General features: G+C 46.2%; 17 protein-coding genes. 5 read left to right on the top strand and 12 right to left on the bottom strand.

From position 1 onward, the window contains the following. Positions 1–1,770, top strand: a 1,770-nt coding sequence (locus BJP37_RS33820) for a CHAT domain-containing protein (protein WP_143727935.1), incomplete at its 5' end; no start/stop codon positions are given. Here the strand turns inward: BJP37_RS33820 and BJP37_RS38075 are convergent. Both BJP37_RS38075 and BJP37_RS33810 read right to left on the bottom strand, forming a co-directional pair. After that, on the bottom strand, positions 1,721–2,002 hold the full coding sequence (locus tag BJP37_RS38075; RefSeq protein WP_198954264.1) for a hypothetical protein: 282 nt from the start codon (positions 2,000–2,002) through the stop codon (positions 1,721–1,723). The two genes, BJP37_RS33820 and BJP37_RS38075, sit on opposite strands and share 50 nt — an antisense overlap. Further along, a complete protein-coding gene (locus tag BJP37_RS33810; protein ID WP_075905596.1) occupies positions 1,992–3,533 on the bottom strand; it encodes a phytoene desaturase family protein in 1,542 nt (513 codons plus the stop codon). Before BJP37_RS33810 ends, BJP37_RS38075 begins: the two co-directional genes overlap by 11 nt. A 50-nt stretch (positions 3,534–3,583) precedes the next feature. On the opposite strand from BJP37_RS33810, the gene BJP37_RS44170 reads away from it, so the two are divergent. Continuing rightward, positions 3,584–3,709: a hypothetical protein gene (locus BJP37_RS44170; RefSeq protein ID WP_269087107.1), complete on the top strand. Its 126-nt coding sequence runs from the start codon at positions 3,584–3,586 to the stop codon at positions 3,707–3,709. On the opposite strand, the gene BJP37_RS33805 is transcribed toward BJP37_RS44170, so the two are convergent. Both BJP37_RS33805 and BJP37_RS33800 read right to left on the bottom strand, forming a co-directional pair. Then, positions 3,704–4,060, bottom strand: coding sequence for a Spx/MgsR family RNA polymerase-binding regulatory protein (locus tag BJP37_RS33805; protein WP_075905594.1), 357 nt, complete (start codon positions 4,058–4,060; stop codon positions 3,704–3,706). The genes BJP37_RS44170 and BJP37_RS33805 overlap by 6 nt on opposite strands. 194 nt (positions 4,061–4,254) lie before the next feature. Beyond that, a complete protein-coding gene (locus BJP37_RS33800) occupies positions 4,255–5,490 on the bottom strand; it encodes an LL-diaminopimelate aminotransferase (RefSeq protein WP_075905592.1) in 1,236 nt (411 codons plus the stop codon). A gap of 314 nt (positions 5,491–5,804) precedes the next feature. Between BJP37_RS33800 and BJP37_RS33795 the strand changes: the two genes are divergently transcribed. Both BJP37_RS33795 and BJP37_RS33790 read left to right on the top strand, forming a co-directional pair. After that, positions 5,805–6,674: a class I SAM-dependent methyltransferase gene (locus tag BJP37_RS33795; protein WP_075905590.1), complete on the top strand. Its 870-nt coding sequence runs from the start codon at positions 5,805–5,807 to the stop codon at positions 6,672–6,674. Between the two features lie 135 nt (positions 6,675–6,809). Continuing rightward, positions 6,810–7,274 (top strand): GNAT family N-acetyltransferase, encoded by a 465-nt coding sequence (locus tag BJP37_RS33790; RefSeq protein ID WP_075905588.1) that lies wholly within the window; start codon positions 6,810–6,812, stop codon positions 7,272–7,274. Between the two features lie 234 nt (positions 7,275–7,508). On the opposite strand, the gene BJP37_RS33785 is transcribed toward BJP37_RS33790, so the two are convergent. Further along, a complete protein-coding gene (locus tag BJP37_RS33785; protein WP_229415543.1) occupies positions 7,509–8,171 on the bottom strand; it encodes a Uma2 family endonuclease in 663 nt (220 codons plus the stop codon). A gap of 143 nt (positions 8,172–8,314) precedes the next feature. Here BJP37_RS33785 and BJP37_RS38070 point away from each other — a divergent pair, with 143 nt between their 5' ends. Beyond that, positions 8,315–8,530, top strand: coding sequence for a hypothetical protein (locus tag BJP37_RS38070; RefSeq protein WP_143727934.1), 216 nt, complete (start codon positions 8,315–8,317; stop codon positions 8,528–8,530). Between the two features lie 97 nt (positions 8,531–8,627). Here BJP37_RS38070 and BJP37_RS33780 read toward each other — a convergent pair whose 3' ends face one another. From BJP37_RS33780 to BJP37_RS44165, 7 genes are all read right to left on the bottom strand, one after another. Continuing rightward, entirely contained in the window at positions 8,628–9,209 is a 582-nt protein-coding gene (locus tag BJP37_RS33780; protein ID WP_075905586.1) for a transglutaminase-like domain-containing protein, read from the bottom strand. A gap of 86 nt (positions 9,210–9,295) precedes the next feature. Further along, positions 9,296–12,886, bottom strand: coding sequence for a CHAT domain-containing tetratricopeptide repeat protein (locus BJP37_RS33775; protein ID WP_198954263.1), 3,591 nt, complete (start codon positions 12,884–12,886; stop codon positions 9,296–9,298). A gap of 99 nt (positions 12,887–12,985) precedes the next feature. Beyond that, positions 12,986–14,095, bottom strand: a complete 1,110-nt coding sequence (locus tag BJP37_RS33765; protein WP_075905560.1) for a tetratricopeptide repeat protein — start codon at positions 14,093–14,095, stop codon at positions 12,986–12,988. Then, positions 14,068–15,336, bottom strand: a complete 1,269-nt coding sequence (locus tag BJP37_RS33760) for a tetratricopeptide repeat protein (protein ID WP_075905558.1) — start codon at positions 15,334–15,336, stop codon at positions 14,068–14,070. The genes BJP37_RS33765 and BJP37_RS33760 overlap by 28 nt, the downstream gene beginning before the upstream one ends. A gap of 279 nt (positions 15,337–15,615) precedes the next feature. Then, entirely contained in the window at positions 15,616–15,783 is a 168-nt protein-coding gene (locus tag BJP37_RS40555; RefSeq protein ID WP_158069880.1) for a hypothetical protein, read from the bottom strand. 147 nt (positions 15,784–15,930) lie between these two features. Beyond that, positions 15,931–17,205, bottom strand: coding sequence for an alkaline phosphatase family protein (locus BJP37_RS33750; RefSeq protein ID WP_081431424.1), 1,275 nt, complete (start codon positions 17,203–17,205; stop codon positions 15,931–15,933). Next, on the bottom strand, positions 17,202–17,330 hold the full coding sequence (locus BJP37_RS44165) for a hypothetical protein (protein WP_269087106.1): 129 nt from the start codon (positions 17,328–17,330) through the stop codon (positions 17,202–17,204). Before BJP37_RS44165 ends, BJP37_RS33750 begins: the two co-directional genes overlap by 4 nt. Positions 17,331–17,480 lie beyond the last annotated feature (150 nt).

Raw genomic sequence — 17,480 nt, 5'->3', positions numbered from 1 at the left:
ACCGATGGTGGCACTGGTAGCGGTACAGTAACCGATGGTGGCACTGGTAGCGGTACAGTAACCGATGGTGGCACTGGTAGCGGTATAGTAACCGATGGTGGCACCGATACTGGTACAGTAACCGATAGTGACACTGGTAGCGGTACAGTAACCGATGGTGACACTGGTAGCGGTATAGTAACCGATGGTGGCACTGGTAGCGGTATAGTAACCGATGGTGACACCGGTAGCGGTACAGCACTGAATGATTTAACAGTCCTACCAACGGATGATGTCACAGTCCTAGCACCCGATGATGTAACGGTTTTACTACCGGATGATTTAACAGTTTCACAACAGGTAGACTCAACAATCCCCACACCGGATAACTCATCAATCACACCGCCAGAGGTTCCACCATTGGTAGAGCAACCAATCACACTGGAGGCGACTGTTAAAAGTGACCTAGTCTATGGCATAGAACAAGCCTTCACAGAAGAATATCAGGCATACTTTATGCGATCGCTCAAGAGCAAAATTTATAATCAGAATGATGTACGCGATCGCACTCGTGAGCTTGAGCGGGAGACTGGTCTCAAGACTGGGGTTATTTACGTCAGTTTTGTCCAAAACTCCCTGACATTGCCAGGAACGCGATGCCAAACTCCAGCAATCCCAGCAGCCGAAATTGACCGACGATTTGGTTACCGACCCTCTGATCTACCTTCAGAACCCGAAAAATGCTTACAAAAAAGCGATGACCAGCTAGAACTGTTGCTGATCACAGCAGATGGTAATCCAGTTCTGCGGCGAGTCTATAACGCAAATCGTGCTGAAGTCCTAGCTGTGACTAGAACCTTTCATCGAACACTGATCAATCCCCGAAGCAAGGATGATAAGGATCATCTCAAACCAGCTCAGCAACTTTACCAATGGCTGATAGGACCGTTGGAGGCTGAGTTAAAAGCTAATAAGATCGAAAGCCTGATATTTGCCATGGATCAGGGGTTGCGCTCCCTACCCCTGGCTGCTCTGCACGATCAAAAGAACTATCTAATAGAAAATTATAGTGTCAGCCTGGTGCCTAGTCTTAGTTTGACCTATTCTCGGTTTACCAATGTTCAATCCTTGCGACTGCTGGCGATGGGAGCCTCCCAATTTTATGATAAAGAGGATTTGCCTTGGGTAAAAGTCGAGTTAGAAACAATTATCGACAAAAAACTGTGGAAAGGTGACTATTTTCTAAACGAAAGCTTCACTCTGAAAAATTTAAAGGCTCAACGAAAAAAACGGAAATTTGGGATCATTCACTTAGCTACCCATGCTCAGTTTAATCGAGGAGCTCCTGAAAATTCTTACATTCAAATGTGGGACAGAAAACTGGGGCTCGATGAATTGGAAAATCTATTTTATGAGCCATCGGTAGAGTTGTTAGTACTCAGCGCTTGCCAAACCGCTTTGGGAAATCGGGAAGCAGAGTTAGGTTTTGCTGGATCAGCGTTTCAGGCAGGGGTTGACTCCACTCTAGCAACCCTTTGGTCTGTCAGTGACCAAGGGGCTATGGGGCTGACTACTGAGTTTTACCGTCAGTTGAACAAGACACCGAGTAAAACTGAAGCCTTGCGACAGGCACAGTTGGCCATGATTCGAGGCAATGTCCGGATTGAGAATGATCACTTATTTATCTCTGGCAAGAAAATTGGTTTATCTTCAGAATTGTCAGGATTTGGAAAACAAAACTTTAGCCATCCCTACTTCTGGGCGGCTTTCTTGCTAGTTGGTGATCCTTAAACAGGGAGTAGGGAGTAGGGAGTCGGGAATCGGGAATCGGGAGTCGGGAATCGGGAGTCGGGAGTCGGGAGTCGGGAGTCGGGAGTCGGGAGGTGTGGGGAGATGGGGAGATGGGGAGATGGGGAGATGGGGAGATCCCAAACTCTTCCCCCTGTTCCCTGTTCCCTGTTCCCTGTTCCCTGCTCCGAAGTCCCTGCTCCCTGCTCCCTTTACTTCCCTTGCTATAACCCAATCGTTTTTAGCATTTCCAAATGCTTTGAAACCGGTACAAGGGTATTGGCAGTAATCATCCCGCTGGCGGCAACGGCTGGTAAGCCAATACCGGGAAAGGTTGAGTCTCCACAACACATTAGTCCAGGTAGGGGTGTGCCAGGACCAGGAAAGATGCCAACTCCTGCTCGAATGGCTGGACCATAGGAACCTCGGTGGCGGCGCAGAAAGCGTTCGTGGGTGAGCGGTGTACCGACTAGAGTGACTTCACAACGGGAACGAATGTCTGGAATGATCCGCTCCAATCCTTTCCACATGATTTCTGCACGCACCTGCTTTTGTTGCGCATAGGCTTCACTGCTACGACTCATCCCCTGCCAGAGTTCATAGGGTTCGTTACCTGGAGTATAAACGTGAATCACGTGTTTTCCTGGTGGTGCTAGGGATGGGTCTAGAAGGGATGGAATCGATAGCACTACTATATTCTGGGGAGCGGTAACACCTTTTTCCCAGTCATTAACGATAATGTAGTGGCAGGCTAGGTCTTTTTGTAGTCCTTCAGCATCAATGCCTAAGTGGAGATGCATGAAGCTGTCACACTCAGGGGTGGCGTTTCTCTTGGCTCGATAGGATTTTGGTATTGCTGAATCTGGCAGTAGTTTGAGGGTATCCCATACTGAGATATTAGACACTACTGCTTTACGGGCTCGGATTTCTTTGCTGCCCCGCAGACGCACACCTACGGCACGGTTGTGCTCAACTATCACTTCTTCAACATGAGCATTAACTATCAACTGACCGCCATGTTTTTCTAATCCCCGCACCAGGGCATCAACCAGGGCACCACTACCACCAATGGGATAGTCTAGCACTACCCCTGGTCGATACCATTCCGCAAACATAAAGGCCATCTCTGCCGCAATGGTTCCATCCGCTGGTAGTCCGGATAATAGAAAACAAAGCAAATCGAGCCAATTACGGCTAAAGTTGTCTTTGAGAACACCGTCCATAATCTGGCTAAAGGGTCCTCTGAGCTTGATAGAATCCCCAGCATATCGTAGAAAAGAGGGGGCAAATCGGCTGAGGGTGACCAGTGCGCCGAGATCAAAACGGATGGCAGTGAGGGGAATTGCGATCGCAGCCTTAGCTAGGGGTTCCATCACCCGCTGGAGCTCACGCCATTCGGTGACAGCATCATTACCACGAAGCCTGGCTAGAACCTCACAAAACTGATCCGCACCAACGGATGTGTCAAAGTCACCTTCAGGCAAACGGCAACCCCATGTATTGTAGGTTTCCCATGTTAAATCCTCACCGATGGCATCTAGCAGTTGTCGCAGAGGATTGGAAGAAGGGCTGTAAGACAAACCTGAGTAAAGAGACGGACCGGAGTCAAATTTGAATCCATTGCGCTCAAAAGCGTGAGCAGCACCACCAGGGATTGAGTGGCTCTCGCAGACTGTGACGTTAAAACCGTAGCGAGCTAGAAGAGAGGCGCAGCATAAACCACCAATCCCACTGCCAATTACAACTATATCTGTTTCTTTACTCATTGAACTTTGGGCTCGATAGTTTGCAATGTTGTTTATTCTATAGTAGGGAGTTGGGGAGATGGGGAGATGGGGAGATGGGGAGATGGGGAGATGGGGAGATGGGGAGTCAGATGAGCGATTGCCTCTTGCCTGTTGCCTTTTGCCTCTTGCCTTTCTCAAGGTTAAAAATGCTATAGTTTCAATTTTTCTCGTATCGTTTCTTCATTTGCTCTAAACCCTACCAATACCGCTGTGCCATCCTTCACAAATAGGGGTCGTTTCAGCAGCATCGCATCTTTTGCAAAGGCTTCAACCCACTCTTCATCTGTCCAAGTCTTTTTTTCTTCACCTATTTCACGATAGGATTTACCAGAGGTATTACGCATGGGTTTAGAGCCCAATGCTTCTACCCAGCTGCTAATCATATCAGCAGTTGGTGGATGCTCTTTAGTATTAATAAAATCATAATCAACACTGTTATCTTGGAGCCATTTAAATGCTTTTTTACAAGTTCCGCAGTTGGGGATACCGTAGACTTTAATTGACATGATTTTTTTCCTTATTTTTAAAAAATGGAATCGGGAATCGGGAATCGGGAATCGGGAATCGGGAATTTAAATTTACCGACAACTGGGGCGAATTATAATTTAAAATAGGGTGTAGAGCGTAGGATATAGCAGATAAAATTTATTGAATTTATTACTAAATAATACACCTGGTAACCCTACACCCTACCCTAAAACTAAACTTTGAATTTCTCGGTAATCCGCTGCATCGCTTCGTCTACATTTTCCCGACTGTTAAATGCGGAAATGCGGAAATAGCCTTCCCCGGCAGCACCAAATCCAGAACCAGGGGTTCCGACTACATTGGCAGTGTTGAGTAATTTATCAAAGAAATCCCAACTGGATAGACCATTAGGTGTTTTAACCCAAACGTAAGGGGCATTTACGCCACCATATACGGTTAATCCAGCCGCTGTTAGTTGATCGCAAATAATTTTGGCATTTTCCAGATAGAAGTTGACTAGTGCTTTAACTTGCCCTTGGCCTTCTTCAGAATAAACGGCTTCAGCGCCTCGTTGTACAATATAGGAAACCCCATTAAACTTAGTACAATGGCGGCGGTTCCAAAGTTTCCACAGTTCTACATCTGAACCATCGGATGCTTTGGCTGTTAGGGTCTTTGGTACTACTGTTAATGCACAGCGGGTGCCGGTAAAGCCTGCATTTTTGGAAAAAGACCGGAATTCAATGGCACAATCCCTTGCTCCGTCAATCTCGTAGATGGAGTGGGGTAGGTCTGGGTCAGTGATAAAGGCTTCGTAGGCTGCATCAAAGAAAATGACCGAGCCATTAGCTTTGGCATAGTCTACCCAAGTTTTGAGGTAGTCTTTGCTAGCGGTTGCTCCGGTAGGGTTATTAGGGAAGCACAGGTAAATTAAATCAACTTTCTCGGAAGGAATCTCAGCGGTGAAGTTATTCTCGGCGGTAATCGGTAGATAAACCAAACCCTCATACTTACCCGCATCATTAGCATCTCCGGTATGACCAGCCATCACGTTGGTGTCTACATACACGGGATAAACTGGGTCAGTAACGGCAATCGTGTTATCGTTCCCAAAGATGTCGAGAATGTTGCCAGTGTCGCACTTGGAGCCATCGGAGATGAAAATTTCCCCAGCCTCAATCTCACACCCCCGCCCTTGGAAATCGTGGCTAGCAATTTTTTCCCTTAACCAAGGGTAGCCTTGCTCTGGACCATAACCTTTGAAGGTGGCGCGATCGCCCATTTCTTCAACGGCTTTGATTATGGCGGTGCGGCAGGCTGCTGGTAGTGGTTCGGTAACATCACCAATCCCCAGCTTGATTAGCTTAGCATCGGGATTGGCTTCTGCGAAAGTATTGACCCGTCGCGCAATTTCGGGAAATAGGTAGCCAGCTTTGAGTTTGAGGTAGTTATCGTTAATGGTTGCCATAGTAGATTGGTATAAACGCCCTCAAAACAGCTTATATCAAGTCTGGTTGAATACCTATAATTAAGTAGAGGGTGGGCAGGGTGGGGAGATGGGGAGATGGGGAGATTTTTATTAAGGTACATCTGCTGCGCGTGCAAGTGTTGCTAGTGGTGCTTTAGGGACGGGCTCGCCCTGATTTTCTTGGTAGCCAGTTTTGGGAAAGTTTGTCCGATTGTAACGGGCAAGATGCTCGTTCCACCCACCGGATCAATCCGAAGCTTGCAGTCTTATAACCACTGCTGGTCGTTAAAAATTAACATTAGCTGATAAATTATATGGAAATTCCTAAATTACTCAATACTGAAATCAGTGATGTAGCAGCAACATCCCTACTAACTTTCTATTGCCATGCCCTAGAAAGCCAGTCAAGAGATCCAATTTTAGAGGATCCATTAGCTGTTGAAATTACTCATAAATTAAACCCTGAATTATCCCAATCAGATAACAAGCTTTATCAAAGGTTAGCTAAGGGCAAGGTAGAAAAAAAAGTGGTGGTTCATGTTGCTATGCGCGCCAAACGCTATGATGATTATGCCAGAAATTTCCTGGAGCGATCGCATAACGGAATTGTGGTTAATATTGCTTGTGGCTTAGATACTCGTTTCCACCGGATCGATAACGGAAAGCTTATCTTCTATGACCTGGATTTACCAGAGGTGATAGCAGTTAAAAAGAAATTGTTGCCAGAAACTGAACGCTATCGCTTTATTCCGTCTTCGGTATTGAATTATGAATGGATGGAACTAATCAAAGAGTTGAAGGCTGATTCAGTTTTATTTATGGCAGAAGGCCTGTTTATGTACCTTCAAGAAGAGGAGGTAAAATCATTAGTATTGAAACTGCAATCAACCTTTCCAGGTTGTGAACTTATTGCTGAATTTGTCAATGCGGCTTGGTTAAAGCAGCCTCTGCAAGGAATAATGAACAGAAAATTACAACGGGATTTGCAGTTTGGCAAAGATGCTACGTTCAAGTTTGGAATTAAAGACAGTCAAGACTTGGAGGCTTGGAATTCCGGTATTGAATTCCTTGATGATTGGTTTTATCTTGATGAACCAGAAAAGAAAATTGGTTTGTTGAAAATTTTCAGAGATATTCCATTATTCAGGAAAATACTGTGGACTGCTCGTTATAAGTTAAATTGAAAGAAAATAGTCCAGTAGGGTGCGTTAGGGGCGAACTTGCCCTCATCTTGAACCTTGTAGCCAGCGTTGAGATAGTCCGCACCGTAACGCACCACTAAGGCAAAAGGCAAGAGGCAAGAGTAATCTCTGAGACAGATGTTAATCCGTAACTACCAAGTATCAGATGCTAAAACTGTTTTAGATGTCTACAAAAATGCTATCATGGGGATAGCTTCACAAGCGTATGATCGTAAACAAGTAGAGATTTTGTCATCCTATCCTAAGGATATCGACCAGTTTATAAAACGGCTGAGTATGGGAATAACACTTGTTGCGGTTGATAGCAATAATATAGCGGCTTTTGGTCAATTACATCCCGCTAATCACATTGATTTACTGTTTACGGCAAAAGACTACTCTCGCCAGGGTTATGCTACAGCGATTTACCAACAATTAGAAGATGAAGCCTTAAGGCAAGGGGTTAATTGTCTCTATACTGAAGCTAGCATAATTTCTAAGTATTTCTTTCTCAAACAGGGATTTACTATTATTGAACCGGAGACTGTATTCCTCAGTGGGGTAGGGTTTGAACGGTTTAGGATGGAAAAAGTAATTGGGTAAGGGAGTAGGGAGTAGGGAGTAGGGAGCAGAGAGTAGAGAGTAGGGAATAAAAATTATCAAAATTCATTTAGGTACCCTAAATTATAACGTTTATCATAGCTATGAGGTACATATAATTTTTTACCTCTTATCACTTCCGGCTTCCCTCTTACCTGCTCCCTGCTCCCTGCTCCCTGCTCCCTACTCCCTAAAACCGAATAATTTATATATTCCCCAAAGAATAATTGCTATAGCTTACGCACTGATTACCTCTAAAGCCGTCAACTTCAAATCACAGAAAGTCTGGGAAACAATCTGCTGATTACCCCTAAATTCTTGTTTTTGATAACTACCGTCTTTCAAGAGTAGCACAGTTACTAATTGCCCTTGGGAGTCAATAATCCAATATTCAGGAATAGCCCTTTGTTGGTATTGTTTTACTTTATCACTGTAATCACGTTGGTAGTTTTCATCATTTTGGTTTCTGTAGGGGCTAACTACCTCCGCAACAAACTGTGGGGGTTCCATATCAAGGGTGATAGTGAGGCGTTTTTCCGTTTGAACAAGATGTTCTTCTGTAATCACTACCAAATCAGGATAGCGGTTTTGAGGATTTCCTGGAACTTGCAATTCACAATCGTGTATCCTGATTAAACGAGGGTTAATGTGTTGGGCTAATTGATACATTAGCCACATCGCCCTCCAACTGTTTGGTTCACTCTCTGGTGGCAATTGTACTAACTCCCCATCAACCAGTTCATAACGGTTATCTGTACCGTCATCGTATTCCAGGTATTGGTCAAACGTGAGTTTGGAGGTGGTTTTAACCATCGTGCCATTCGCAGTTACTGACTTTAATCCTACAGTTTTTAGCTTAAGATTTTTTAGGGCGTTCCAGTACCGGCTCTTCAATAGCATCCCGTAGCCTTTCCAGGTTTCGGGTAAGCATTCAGCCGTGCGCTAAAAGCTCACGCCTGCGCGTTCAGCCGTGCGCTTAGTGCATTAGCTGATAGCTGATAGTGGATAGCTTAAGGTTCCCGAATGGTAAAATACTGGACAGATTGCTTGTTTTGGATGTAGCGATCGCTTACTTTAATAATTTTGCGATCGCTCATTTTTTTTTCTCTCCCTCCCCACACTTACCACACTTACCACACTTTAGGGAAGCCTACTGGTGGAACGGGCATCTTGCCTGTTCCCTGTTCCCAGATCCGCTGTTCCCTACCTTTACAGCTGGTGCGTTACGGGGCGGACTATTCCAACCCTGGCAACCGTGAACATGAGTTCGAGCCCGCCCCTAACGCACCCTACGCAGCTTAATTCTTAATTCTTAATTCTTAATTCTTCATTCTAAATTCTTCATTCTTCCCATTTCTACAACAAAACATCTGGAAGACTACCAAGCATTTCATCCCAAGTAGTGCCAGCCTGTAATGCTTCGATAACTATAGGAAGTGGTTCAGAAAAAATGTTAGGAAAGTCAGCTTCTTCAGGAAATCGAATGCTGAAAGCTAATTGCTCCTTTGGGGGATTGAATTGAGCATCAATTCCCTCACGGTTTCCTCTGGGATCAATTCGATACCAACCGAATTCAGCTAAGTAAACGGCATTAAAACCATGCAAACTGTAAGGCTCACCATCGTCATGAATACTTAATCGCTGATAACAAAAGCCTGCTGGAATTCCATTCGCTCGTAATAGGGCAGCTAGCAAATGGCTTTTTGAATAACAATAACCGGTTTTATACTTAAGTACATCCGAGGCACGACAGGTGACAGGGTTCATTTTATAGTCAACGCTATGGCAAATGTGGTCTCGAACCCATTCAAAACAGGCTTTTGCGTAAGCATTCGATGTTTGATGCTCTAGGCTAATTGTCTTCGCCAGTTCCAGAATTGTAGGATGTTGCCAATCGATGATTGGAGTGGTTTGTAGATAGTCTTTTAGACTGTTCATGTTACAAAGGGAGTCGGGAATCGGGAATCGGGAATCGGGAATCGGGAATCGGGGTAATAAAATTAAAGTAGGGTGGGCAAAGTAATTTAATCGTGAATACTCATTTTAACCAAAGGGTTTTTGCCCATCCGACAAACTACTACCCACACTACGCACAATACAGATAATATACATACAACCAGCAACACCCACCCCCTTAAAGTCGCCACACTCTTCATCGGTCGCCAGTTGCCCGAAACAATAAAACTCGCCCAATAATAAGGATGCTGATACTCCTTGTCTTTCAACAGTTGCAGTTGAGTCTGCCGCAGAGCCTCGGTGCGCCCCATGTTCTGGTCTAGCAAGCGCTGATAGTAAGCCAGCATCAGCTCTTTGGTGGCTTTATCCTCTACCTTGCGCAAACTGATCAGCTGAGTTTGTGAACCAGCAATCACAAAAGCCCGACGCAAGCCATAGATACCCTCTCCTGAACTAATCCGTCCGGAACCGGTATCGCAAGCGGATAAGACAACTAACTCGGTGCCAGACAAGTTAAGTCCTACGGCTTCCAAGGCAGTGAGTACCCCATTCTCTGGAGCTGTAGGCTTCTGCTTAACCCCTGCTAGCACTAGTCCGGACAACAGCATGGGATTGTCATAGAGTGTGGGCAGTTCTGGATTGGGAGAATTTTCAAAGAAACCATGGGTAGCAATATGCAGTATCCTCGGACTGTTGACTTGTTTGACTGCTGACTCTGTGGCCTTAGCCCCCAGTAGAGGGTCTACTCCCAGCTTCTTAGCGATTTCTTGTACTTCCTCAGCGGTGCCTGGTAATGGTGAAAAGTCCAGCTTTGATAGGTCAATGGAACGGGTAAGGTGGGCACTGGGGAGATTGCTATGATTTTGATTAGCAATCAATTCACCAGCAGAACGGTCAAAGTCAGGATTGCCCAACACCACCGGAGGAGTTTGACTGGCAGATTCCTGGGATAATCTCAGTAAGTCCCTGCCAGAGGTCAGGTAACTAAAGCGATAGTTTTCTACCAGATACTGCTGCTGCTGATCCACCAGGGCTTCAAAGGGAATCAGGTTGAGCTCTCCCTCCGGGGAAAGTAAGATATATCGAGTGGACCCTAACAGTTTGCGCACAGGCTCCATCAACCTCTGATCCACTTGCCGTGCGGCTTGCTTCAAATCAGCTGTGGGTGTTTTTTTGTCTTGGAGAGAGAGCCGAAATAGCTCCAGGTCTGGTTCAATCAACTCAACCTCCCCTAAGTCAATGCCTTGGGGGTCTCCTTGGGAATGAAGCACGTAGGCGGCGTAGCGAGGGGGACCCCAAGGTTTACCTTCTTTCGCTTTAGGATTGAAAGGTCGATACTTGACCAATTCCACTAGGGCGGTATTAGCTGGAATCAGCTTTTGAATGGCTTCGATAGTCACACTGTGGTTAGCTGTGCGAAAGTCAGGGCTGCGACGGCTAATTTGATCCTCTAATTGGTTGGCTTGTTCAGAGAGAGACTTGAACCTCTCTTGATAGTCTTCAAGAGGTAGATTTGGGGGTCGGTTGTAGGTCAGGTTGGCTAGTTGAGTGCGGGTAGCGTTGAGGTCATCGAGTAACCTCTGGCTTTCAGGGTCTAAGCTTTGACGCAGGATTTGCTGGCTGTTGGTGATGAAATCGAGAACACGACCTTTTCGCCGCAGGACGGTAGTCAAGGCCAGACGGGCTGCTCTGGCATTGTTGGCAGCTGCGTTGAGGTGCAGAGAAATGACTTGGTCTGTGGTATCAGAGATAGTATAAAGGTACTTTTGCTTTTGAGGCTCAGAACCAGCCACCAAATTGGAGTGGAGGTTGCGTTCTTCTACCTCCAATCCTTGCTCGAACAGCTCAAGGGCAGAGGTAATCTTACTTTGAGCGTGATACAGTAGCGCCAGGTTGTTGAGGGTGATGGCCACAAAAGGGTGGTCTGGTCCTAACAACTGTTTCCTCAGTTGTAAGGCTTGCTGGTAGAGGGGTTCGGCCTTTTGGTACCTGCCCTGGCTAGAGTATAGTCCCGCCAGGTTGTTGAGGGTGGTGGCCACAGAAGGGTGTTCCTCTCCTAGCACCCGTTTCCTCAGCTGTAAAGCTTGCTGGTAGAGGGGTTCGGCCTCTTGGTACCTGCCCTGGCTAGAGTATAGTCCCGCCAGGTTGTTGAGGCTAGTTGCCACAGAAGGGTGTTCTTCTCCTAGCCACCGTTTCATCAGCTGTAACGCTTGCTGGAAAAGGGGTTCGGCCTCTTGGTACCTGCCCTGGCTAGAGTACAGTTCCGCCAGGTTGTTGAGGTTAGTGGCCACATCTAGGTGTTGCTCTCCTAGCAAGCGTTTCCTCAGCTGTAACGCTTGCTTGTAGAGGGGTTCGGCCTCTTGGTATCTGCCCTGGCGAGAGTACAGGATAGCCAGGTTGTTGAGGCTGGTGGCCACAAAAGGGTGTTGGTCTCCTAGCCACCGTTTCCTCAGCTGTAAGGCTTGCTGGAAGACGGGTTCGGCCTTTTGGTACCTGCCCTGGCTATAGTACAGTCCCGCCAGGTTGTTGAGGCTGGTGGCCACATCTGGGTGTTCCTCTCCTAGCAACCGTTTCCTCAGCTGTAAGGCTTGCTGGAATAGAGGTTCGGCCTCTTGGTACCTACCCTGGCTAGAGTACAGGACAGCCAGATTGTTGAGGCTGGTGGCCACAAAAGGGTGTTGCTCTCCTAGCAAGCGTTTCCTCAGTTGTAAGGCTTGCTGGTAGAGGGGTTCGGCCTTGTGGTACCTGCCCTGGCTAGAGTATAGTCCCGCCAGGTTGTTGAGGCTAGTTGCCACAGAAGGGTGTTTCTCTCCTAGCAACCGTTTATCCAGGTCTAAGGCTTGCTGGTAGAGGGGTTCCGCTTCTTGGTACCTGCCCTGGCTATAGTAAAGTCCCGCCAGGTTGTTGAGGGTGGTGACCACATCTGGGTGGTCTGGTCCTAGGAACCGTTTATCCAGGTCTAAGGCTTGCTGGTAGAGGGGTTCGGCCTCTTGGTACCTACCCTGGCTATAGTACAGTCCCGCCAGGTTGTTGAGGCTGGTGGCCACAGAAGGGTGTTGCTCTCCTAGCAAGCGTTTATCCAGGTCTAAGGCTTGCTGGTAGAGGGGTTCCGCTTCTTGGTACCTGCCCTGGCTAGAGTACAGGACACCCAGGTAGTTGAGGCTTTCTGCCACATCTGGGTGTTCCTCTCCTAGCCACCGTTTCCTAAGCTGTAAGGCTTGCTGGAAGAGGGATTCGGCTTCTTGGTACCTGCCCTGGCTAGAGTACAGGACACCCAGGTAGTTGAGGTTAGCTGCTACATCTGGGTGGTCTGGTCCTAGGACTTGTTGCCGAATCTCTAATTCTCTTTCCCATAGGGGGATGGCTTCTGAGTACTTTCTTTGTTGGTAAAGCTCCAACACTTGCTGATTAAGTCGAGATGCTTCTGCTAGTTTTCTTGCAATAACAGACTCCCTTGGCTCAGTTGATGGTGAGCTTTCTTGGGCTTGGGCTATACCCGTCTGTTCCCATGGTGGCAGGGGAACAGCTGCCGTGATCCCAATCACACCGACTATGGTAGCCGCCATCAGCCCTGGTTTGATTAGACTTCTTGCAGAAGTAGGGAACAGGGAACAGCGATGCAGCGCGGTCTTGGGGGTTTCCCCCATGAGCGACTGCATCAAGACGGGAACAGGGAACAGTGGACAAGAATTGACGCAAATACTATCAGAAAAATACTTTTGCCAGAGGTCTATTAAGATTTTTGGCTTGATCAACGATTAGCTTCCTAAAATATCACGTATTTTTTGTTCCAGTTGACCTGCCCTGACCTGATCTCCCAAGGTTTGATAAACCTCTTTCCCTTGCTCTAGCCACGCGATCGCTTCATCCTTCTGGCCGATAATCCCACTGGTGACTGCCAGCCCCCCAAGCACTTGAGCTTGAGTGTCTAAATCTCCTGCTGCCTTGGCCAGTTCTAGGGCTTGCAGGTAACGCTCCCTAGCTAGGCGATTTAATCCCACTTGTTGGTAAATGTCCCCCAGAAGTTGATAAATCCGGATCGACTCAGATCCATCACCCAAAGCCGTTTCCAGCAGGTCAATGGCTTCAGTGTTTAAGCCATAACTGCGGTACAAATGAGCCAAGGCTAGTGCTTCTGCTGGCTTACTCCACTGCTTTTGCTTAATTTCCTCTGCTGCTGCTGATACCTCCTGGGCTTTTTCCTGATCGAGGATGGTAAACCCGGAACTCCCTTCCTGTTTATAACTTTGGCCTTGGTCAGTCTTGACAATTAACCAATAACGAGCACCTGGTTGTAGGGACTGGTTTCCTGAGTAAACTATCTCCGTTGCACTAGTTTGCTGCTCCCACTCCACCCCTGGACCAATCACCCTCACCTGGTAAGTGCTGGCACCCTCAACCTCATGCCAGCGCAATAGCGGTTGCTGATTGAGCACAGAACTATCCCGAGGTCTTAGAATATAGGGAATGTCTGGATTATTGCTTGATCTCTCAATCACTTTATCCTGGTCATATTTTAATAGCTTTGGCTTTGAGGTAGGAGCACAGCCTTCAGAGACAATATAGTCTCTGCCACCCTCCGGTTCCCACTCCGTTAAGTTCTGGCAAAGTACTTTAGCAAAGGTATTGCTGCCCAGTAACAGTTGATCGGTAGCAGCGAGTGAGACACCAATAAAGGCTGGCTGATAATCGGGCCAAGTGGAACGCTTCAGTTTCACCTGACCTTGAGGACGAAGAGCCACAACTAGATTGAAACCACCTCCGATGGGATGACCTGGTCTGCCGTGATCAGCTAATCTGGCTAAGCAGACTACCAAGGTCAACCCCAAAACCAAGTAAATCAAGAGTTTCCATTTTTTCCATTGCATGATGACTTCCCTGCCTCCTTTAACGCTTTGTGAGCTAAATTCAACCATTTCGGTTCATCGGGATTAACAATTGAACCTAGTTGGCAACACTTTTGCCATTGTTCAAGGGCTTCGCCATTCCGCGTTTGCTGTTCATAGACCTGAGCCAACAAACAGTGGGCTGAAGCGCGAGTTGTGATTTGCTCTAATCCCTCTGGTGTAGTGGCTAAAGCGATCGCTCCGGTTAGAAAGTTCTCCCCTTGCTTTAGTTGCTGTTGTTGTAACAATGCCCAACCGAAATTTTTCATCAAGTTGTATCTGATCCTCAAGGGCTGATTTTCCATCTCCTGTAAATTCTTCCACAGCAGAGATGTAGCCAATTCTGGTTTATTCTCCAATATCCACAAACGAGCCAAATTGTTCTGTGCTCTAATCAGATTCCCCTTAACAGCAAATTGATATTGACTCTTGGCTTTATCAAACTCTTGCAGGTCTTCGTAGAGGGACCCTAGATTATAGTGAGCCTTGGCATTGTCTGGATCGAGAGCCAAAGCCTGAAGATAGTCAGCTTCAGCACCAGCCAATTGCCCCTGATGATATTTCTTGACTCCCTGGCGATTGTACCAATCGGAAAAAGCTGGCTTGTTCGAGGATAATAGGACTATAATCGCAGACACGAATAATGTGAAAGCTAACTTGGCTTCTTCATGGTAATGCTTGGGAATAGGCAGGCTGTTGAGTAATTTTTCAAACCCTTCTTTTCCGGCCTGGGTCAGTTCGCTTCTGGCTTGCAATAGGGTTAAGATACTCGGAAACGCCACCATTACTACTCCAGGAAATCCGGTTCCAGCACTCAGAAATCGGGGCACAATATCCACCAACAAGCTCAGATTCACTGTCCAACTGCTCACTGTCACCACTTTCAACAACCAATCCCACCGATCCCAGGGATGAAGTGGTGCCTCTGTTTCCAATTGCCACCACCACGCAGCGGCGGGAGGCTGAAAACTTTTTCGGTACTTAGCTAACTCGATGACTTTGGTAATCTGTTCTGCTTTGTTCTTCAGCAGAGTGTCCAACTCAACCAGTTGCTGTTGATCAGTTGTAGACACCTGATTACACTTACTCCAAGCAGCCTGCACAGCATCCCTGGCATTCAAAATCTCTAACACTTCCTTTTCTTGAGGAGATTTAGACTCTTTGAAGTTAAATAGTGCTTCTCGATAGCACTTCACGGCAGTTTCTAGTTCAGAAGTAGTCATCACCAATTGCACGACTCCATGGCAAGGATGAGGGGGTAGCCAAAAAAAATACCAGTTTTTAGCTCATCGGATGGGCAAAAACGGTTTGGTTAAAATGAGTAGTCACGATTAAATTACTTTTCCCACACTACTGTAATTCCTATTTTTATCTCACGCAAGTCCCTGCTTTTTTTTGTTGGCGTAAAAAAATACAACTGTTTGGAGCAATAGTCCAGACAGTTGTTGAAGCAGGCAATGCTATAAATTCTTTTTATAAATAAAAATAAGTCCAAGTTTCAGCTAGATGATAGCAGTGGTTTTAGGGAATCGGGAATCGGGAATCGGGAATCGGGAATCGGGAATCGGGAATCGGGAATCGGGAAGAGTAGTCAAGATATCCGAAAACCAAACAACCTTAAAGCAAACAACCTTAACTCTTAAGCCTTCAAGCTTCAACCAAACAACCAACCTTAACCCTTCAACTTTAAACCAAACCTTCAACCTTCAAACAAACCTTCAACCTTGGCCTTTCGGCCACGCTACGCGAACAACCTTCAATCTTCAACCAACCAACCAACCTTCAACCTTCAACCCTCTTCAACCTTCAACCAACTTTTAACAATCAATAGCTAACAAAATCGTTTCCATCTCTTCCTTTGACAATCCCCCATGAGCGCCCAACTTGTGTTGTTCAAAGCGGTCTTCTTCATACCACCAAACCGTTTCATACTTATTCGGTAAAATAACTAAATTGCCTAACCGATTCAGCAATAGTGGCGAGAGTTCACCTGTACCGAAATAGCCTTCTTCAGTTAATGTGGTGGTGCGGTATACTGTTGCTCGATCTGCCAACTGCTCCGTCAGCAAATCATAGACTTTATCCAAATGGTCTTCCTGAATGTACAACACCATATCCCGACATGACCCCGCTGGCACTAAGAGTTTACCTTGGGCATTCCGTTTAATAAACTGCTCAATAGAAGGAGTAAGCTGATTCAAATAAATAGTAGTCTCTGGTGAAATCTCTATTTGTCCATGATCAGCAGTAATTAGTAATAATGTATTCTTCAGCTTACCAGCTACCTTCTGATATAAAAGTCGCTCCATGGTTAGCAAAAGTGTGCTAACTTCAGCCTGGAACTGTAGCGAGCCAGGACCGTATTTATGAGCCATGCCATCAATAGTATCGAGATACAGGAAAAAGTAGCTCTTCTGGGATTCAGCGATCGCTGCTTCAGTCAGGTTAACTAATGCTTCAGGAATAGTTTTGTAGGGAACAGTCGTTGCCCCATCACACACCACTCGTGAAAAAGGAGAGTAAGCATAATTGTAGTGTTGAAAACAATAGGATTGCACACCATACTGTTGCAATTTTTGATAGAGAGTTTGGGTAGGGAAAAGGCTTTGCTCAGAAATGCCAGTGGTTTCCAAGGTTCCCCGTTGCTTATCACCCGCAAACGAAAACATCAAGGGAGCAATAATATCATCCAACAGCGGCTCATAGTAAAACCAATGGAAGACACCACTCTCACCAACCGGAAGCCCTGAGTGAATAGTAGTAACATGAGCAGCAGTTGTGGAGGGAAACTGGGTAGTCAATTTAGAAGCGACACCTTCTACTACAAACCGCTTCAAAAATTCCGATTGTTCAACATAGTCCTGAAAAAAGCGCCACCCGAAAGCATCAACAAAAATCAGAATCACCTTATCATAGCGATCCGGTAATTCTCCTAATACACTCCTAGGTAATCCCATGTTTCCTTGACCAGTGAGCAGATGATAGATCATCTGCGGAATCTGGGAGAAACAATAGGAGTCATAAAGGGGTTTACCAATATTGTCATTTGTTCTAGCGTTTTCAATAGCTTTTAAGGATTCAGAGTTAATCATAGATAGCAAAGGGAGTAGGGAGTAGGGAGTAGGGAGTAGGGTGTAGGGTGTAGGTAATCGGGGAAAATACTGTTTACTTCATTACTATATGGAAACGCTATTATATAGAATTTATTAGGGAGCATGTCAACTTTGTAATTAGGTACATAGATCCCCCCTAACCCCCCTTAAAAAAGGGGGGAACTAGATTGAAAAGTCCCCCTTATTAAGGGGGATTTAGGGGGATCTGAATCAGGGATTAACAAAATTGACATGCACCCAATTTATTAATAGAT

Source organism: Moorena bouillonii PNG (genome assembly GCF_001942495.1).
Classification (GTDB): Bacteria; Cyanobacteriota; Cyanobacteriia; order Cyanobacteriales; family Coleofasciculaceae; genus Moorena; species Moorena bouillonii.
The sequence above is the reverse complement of the archived record's forward strand: the minus strand, read 5'-3'. Positions and strand labels throughout refer to the sequence as shown.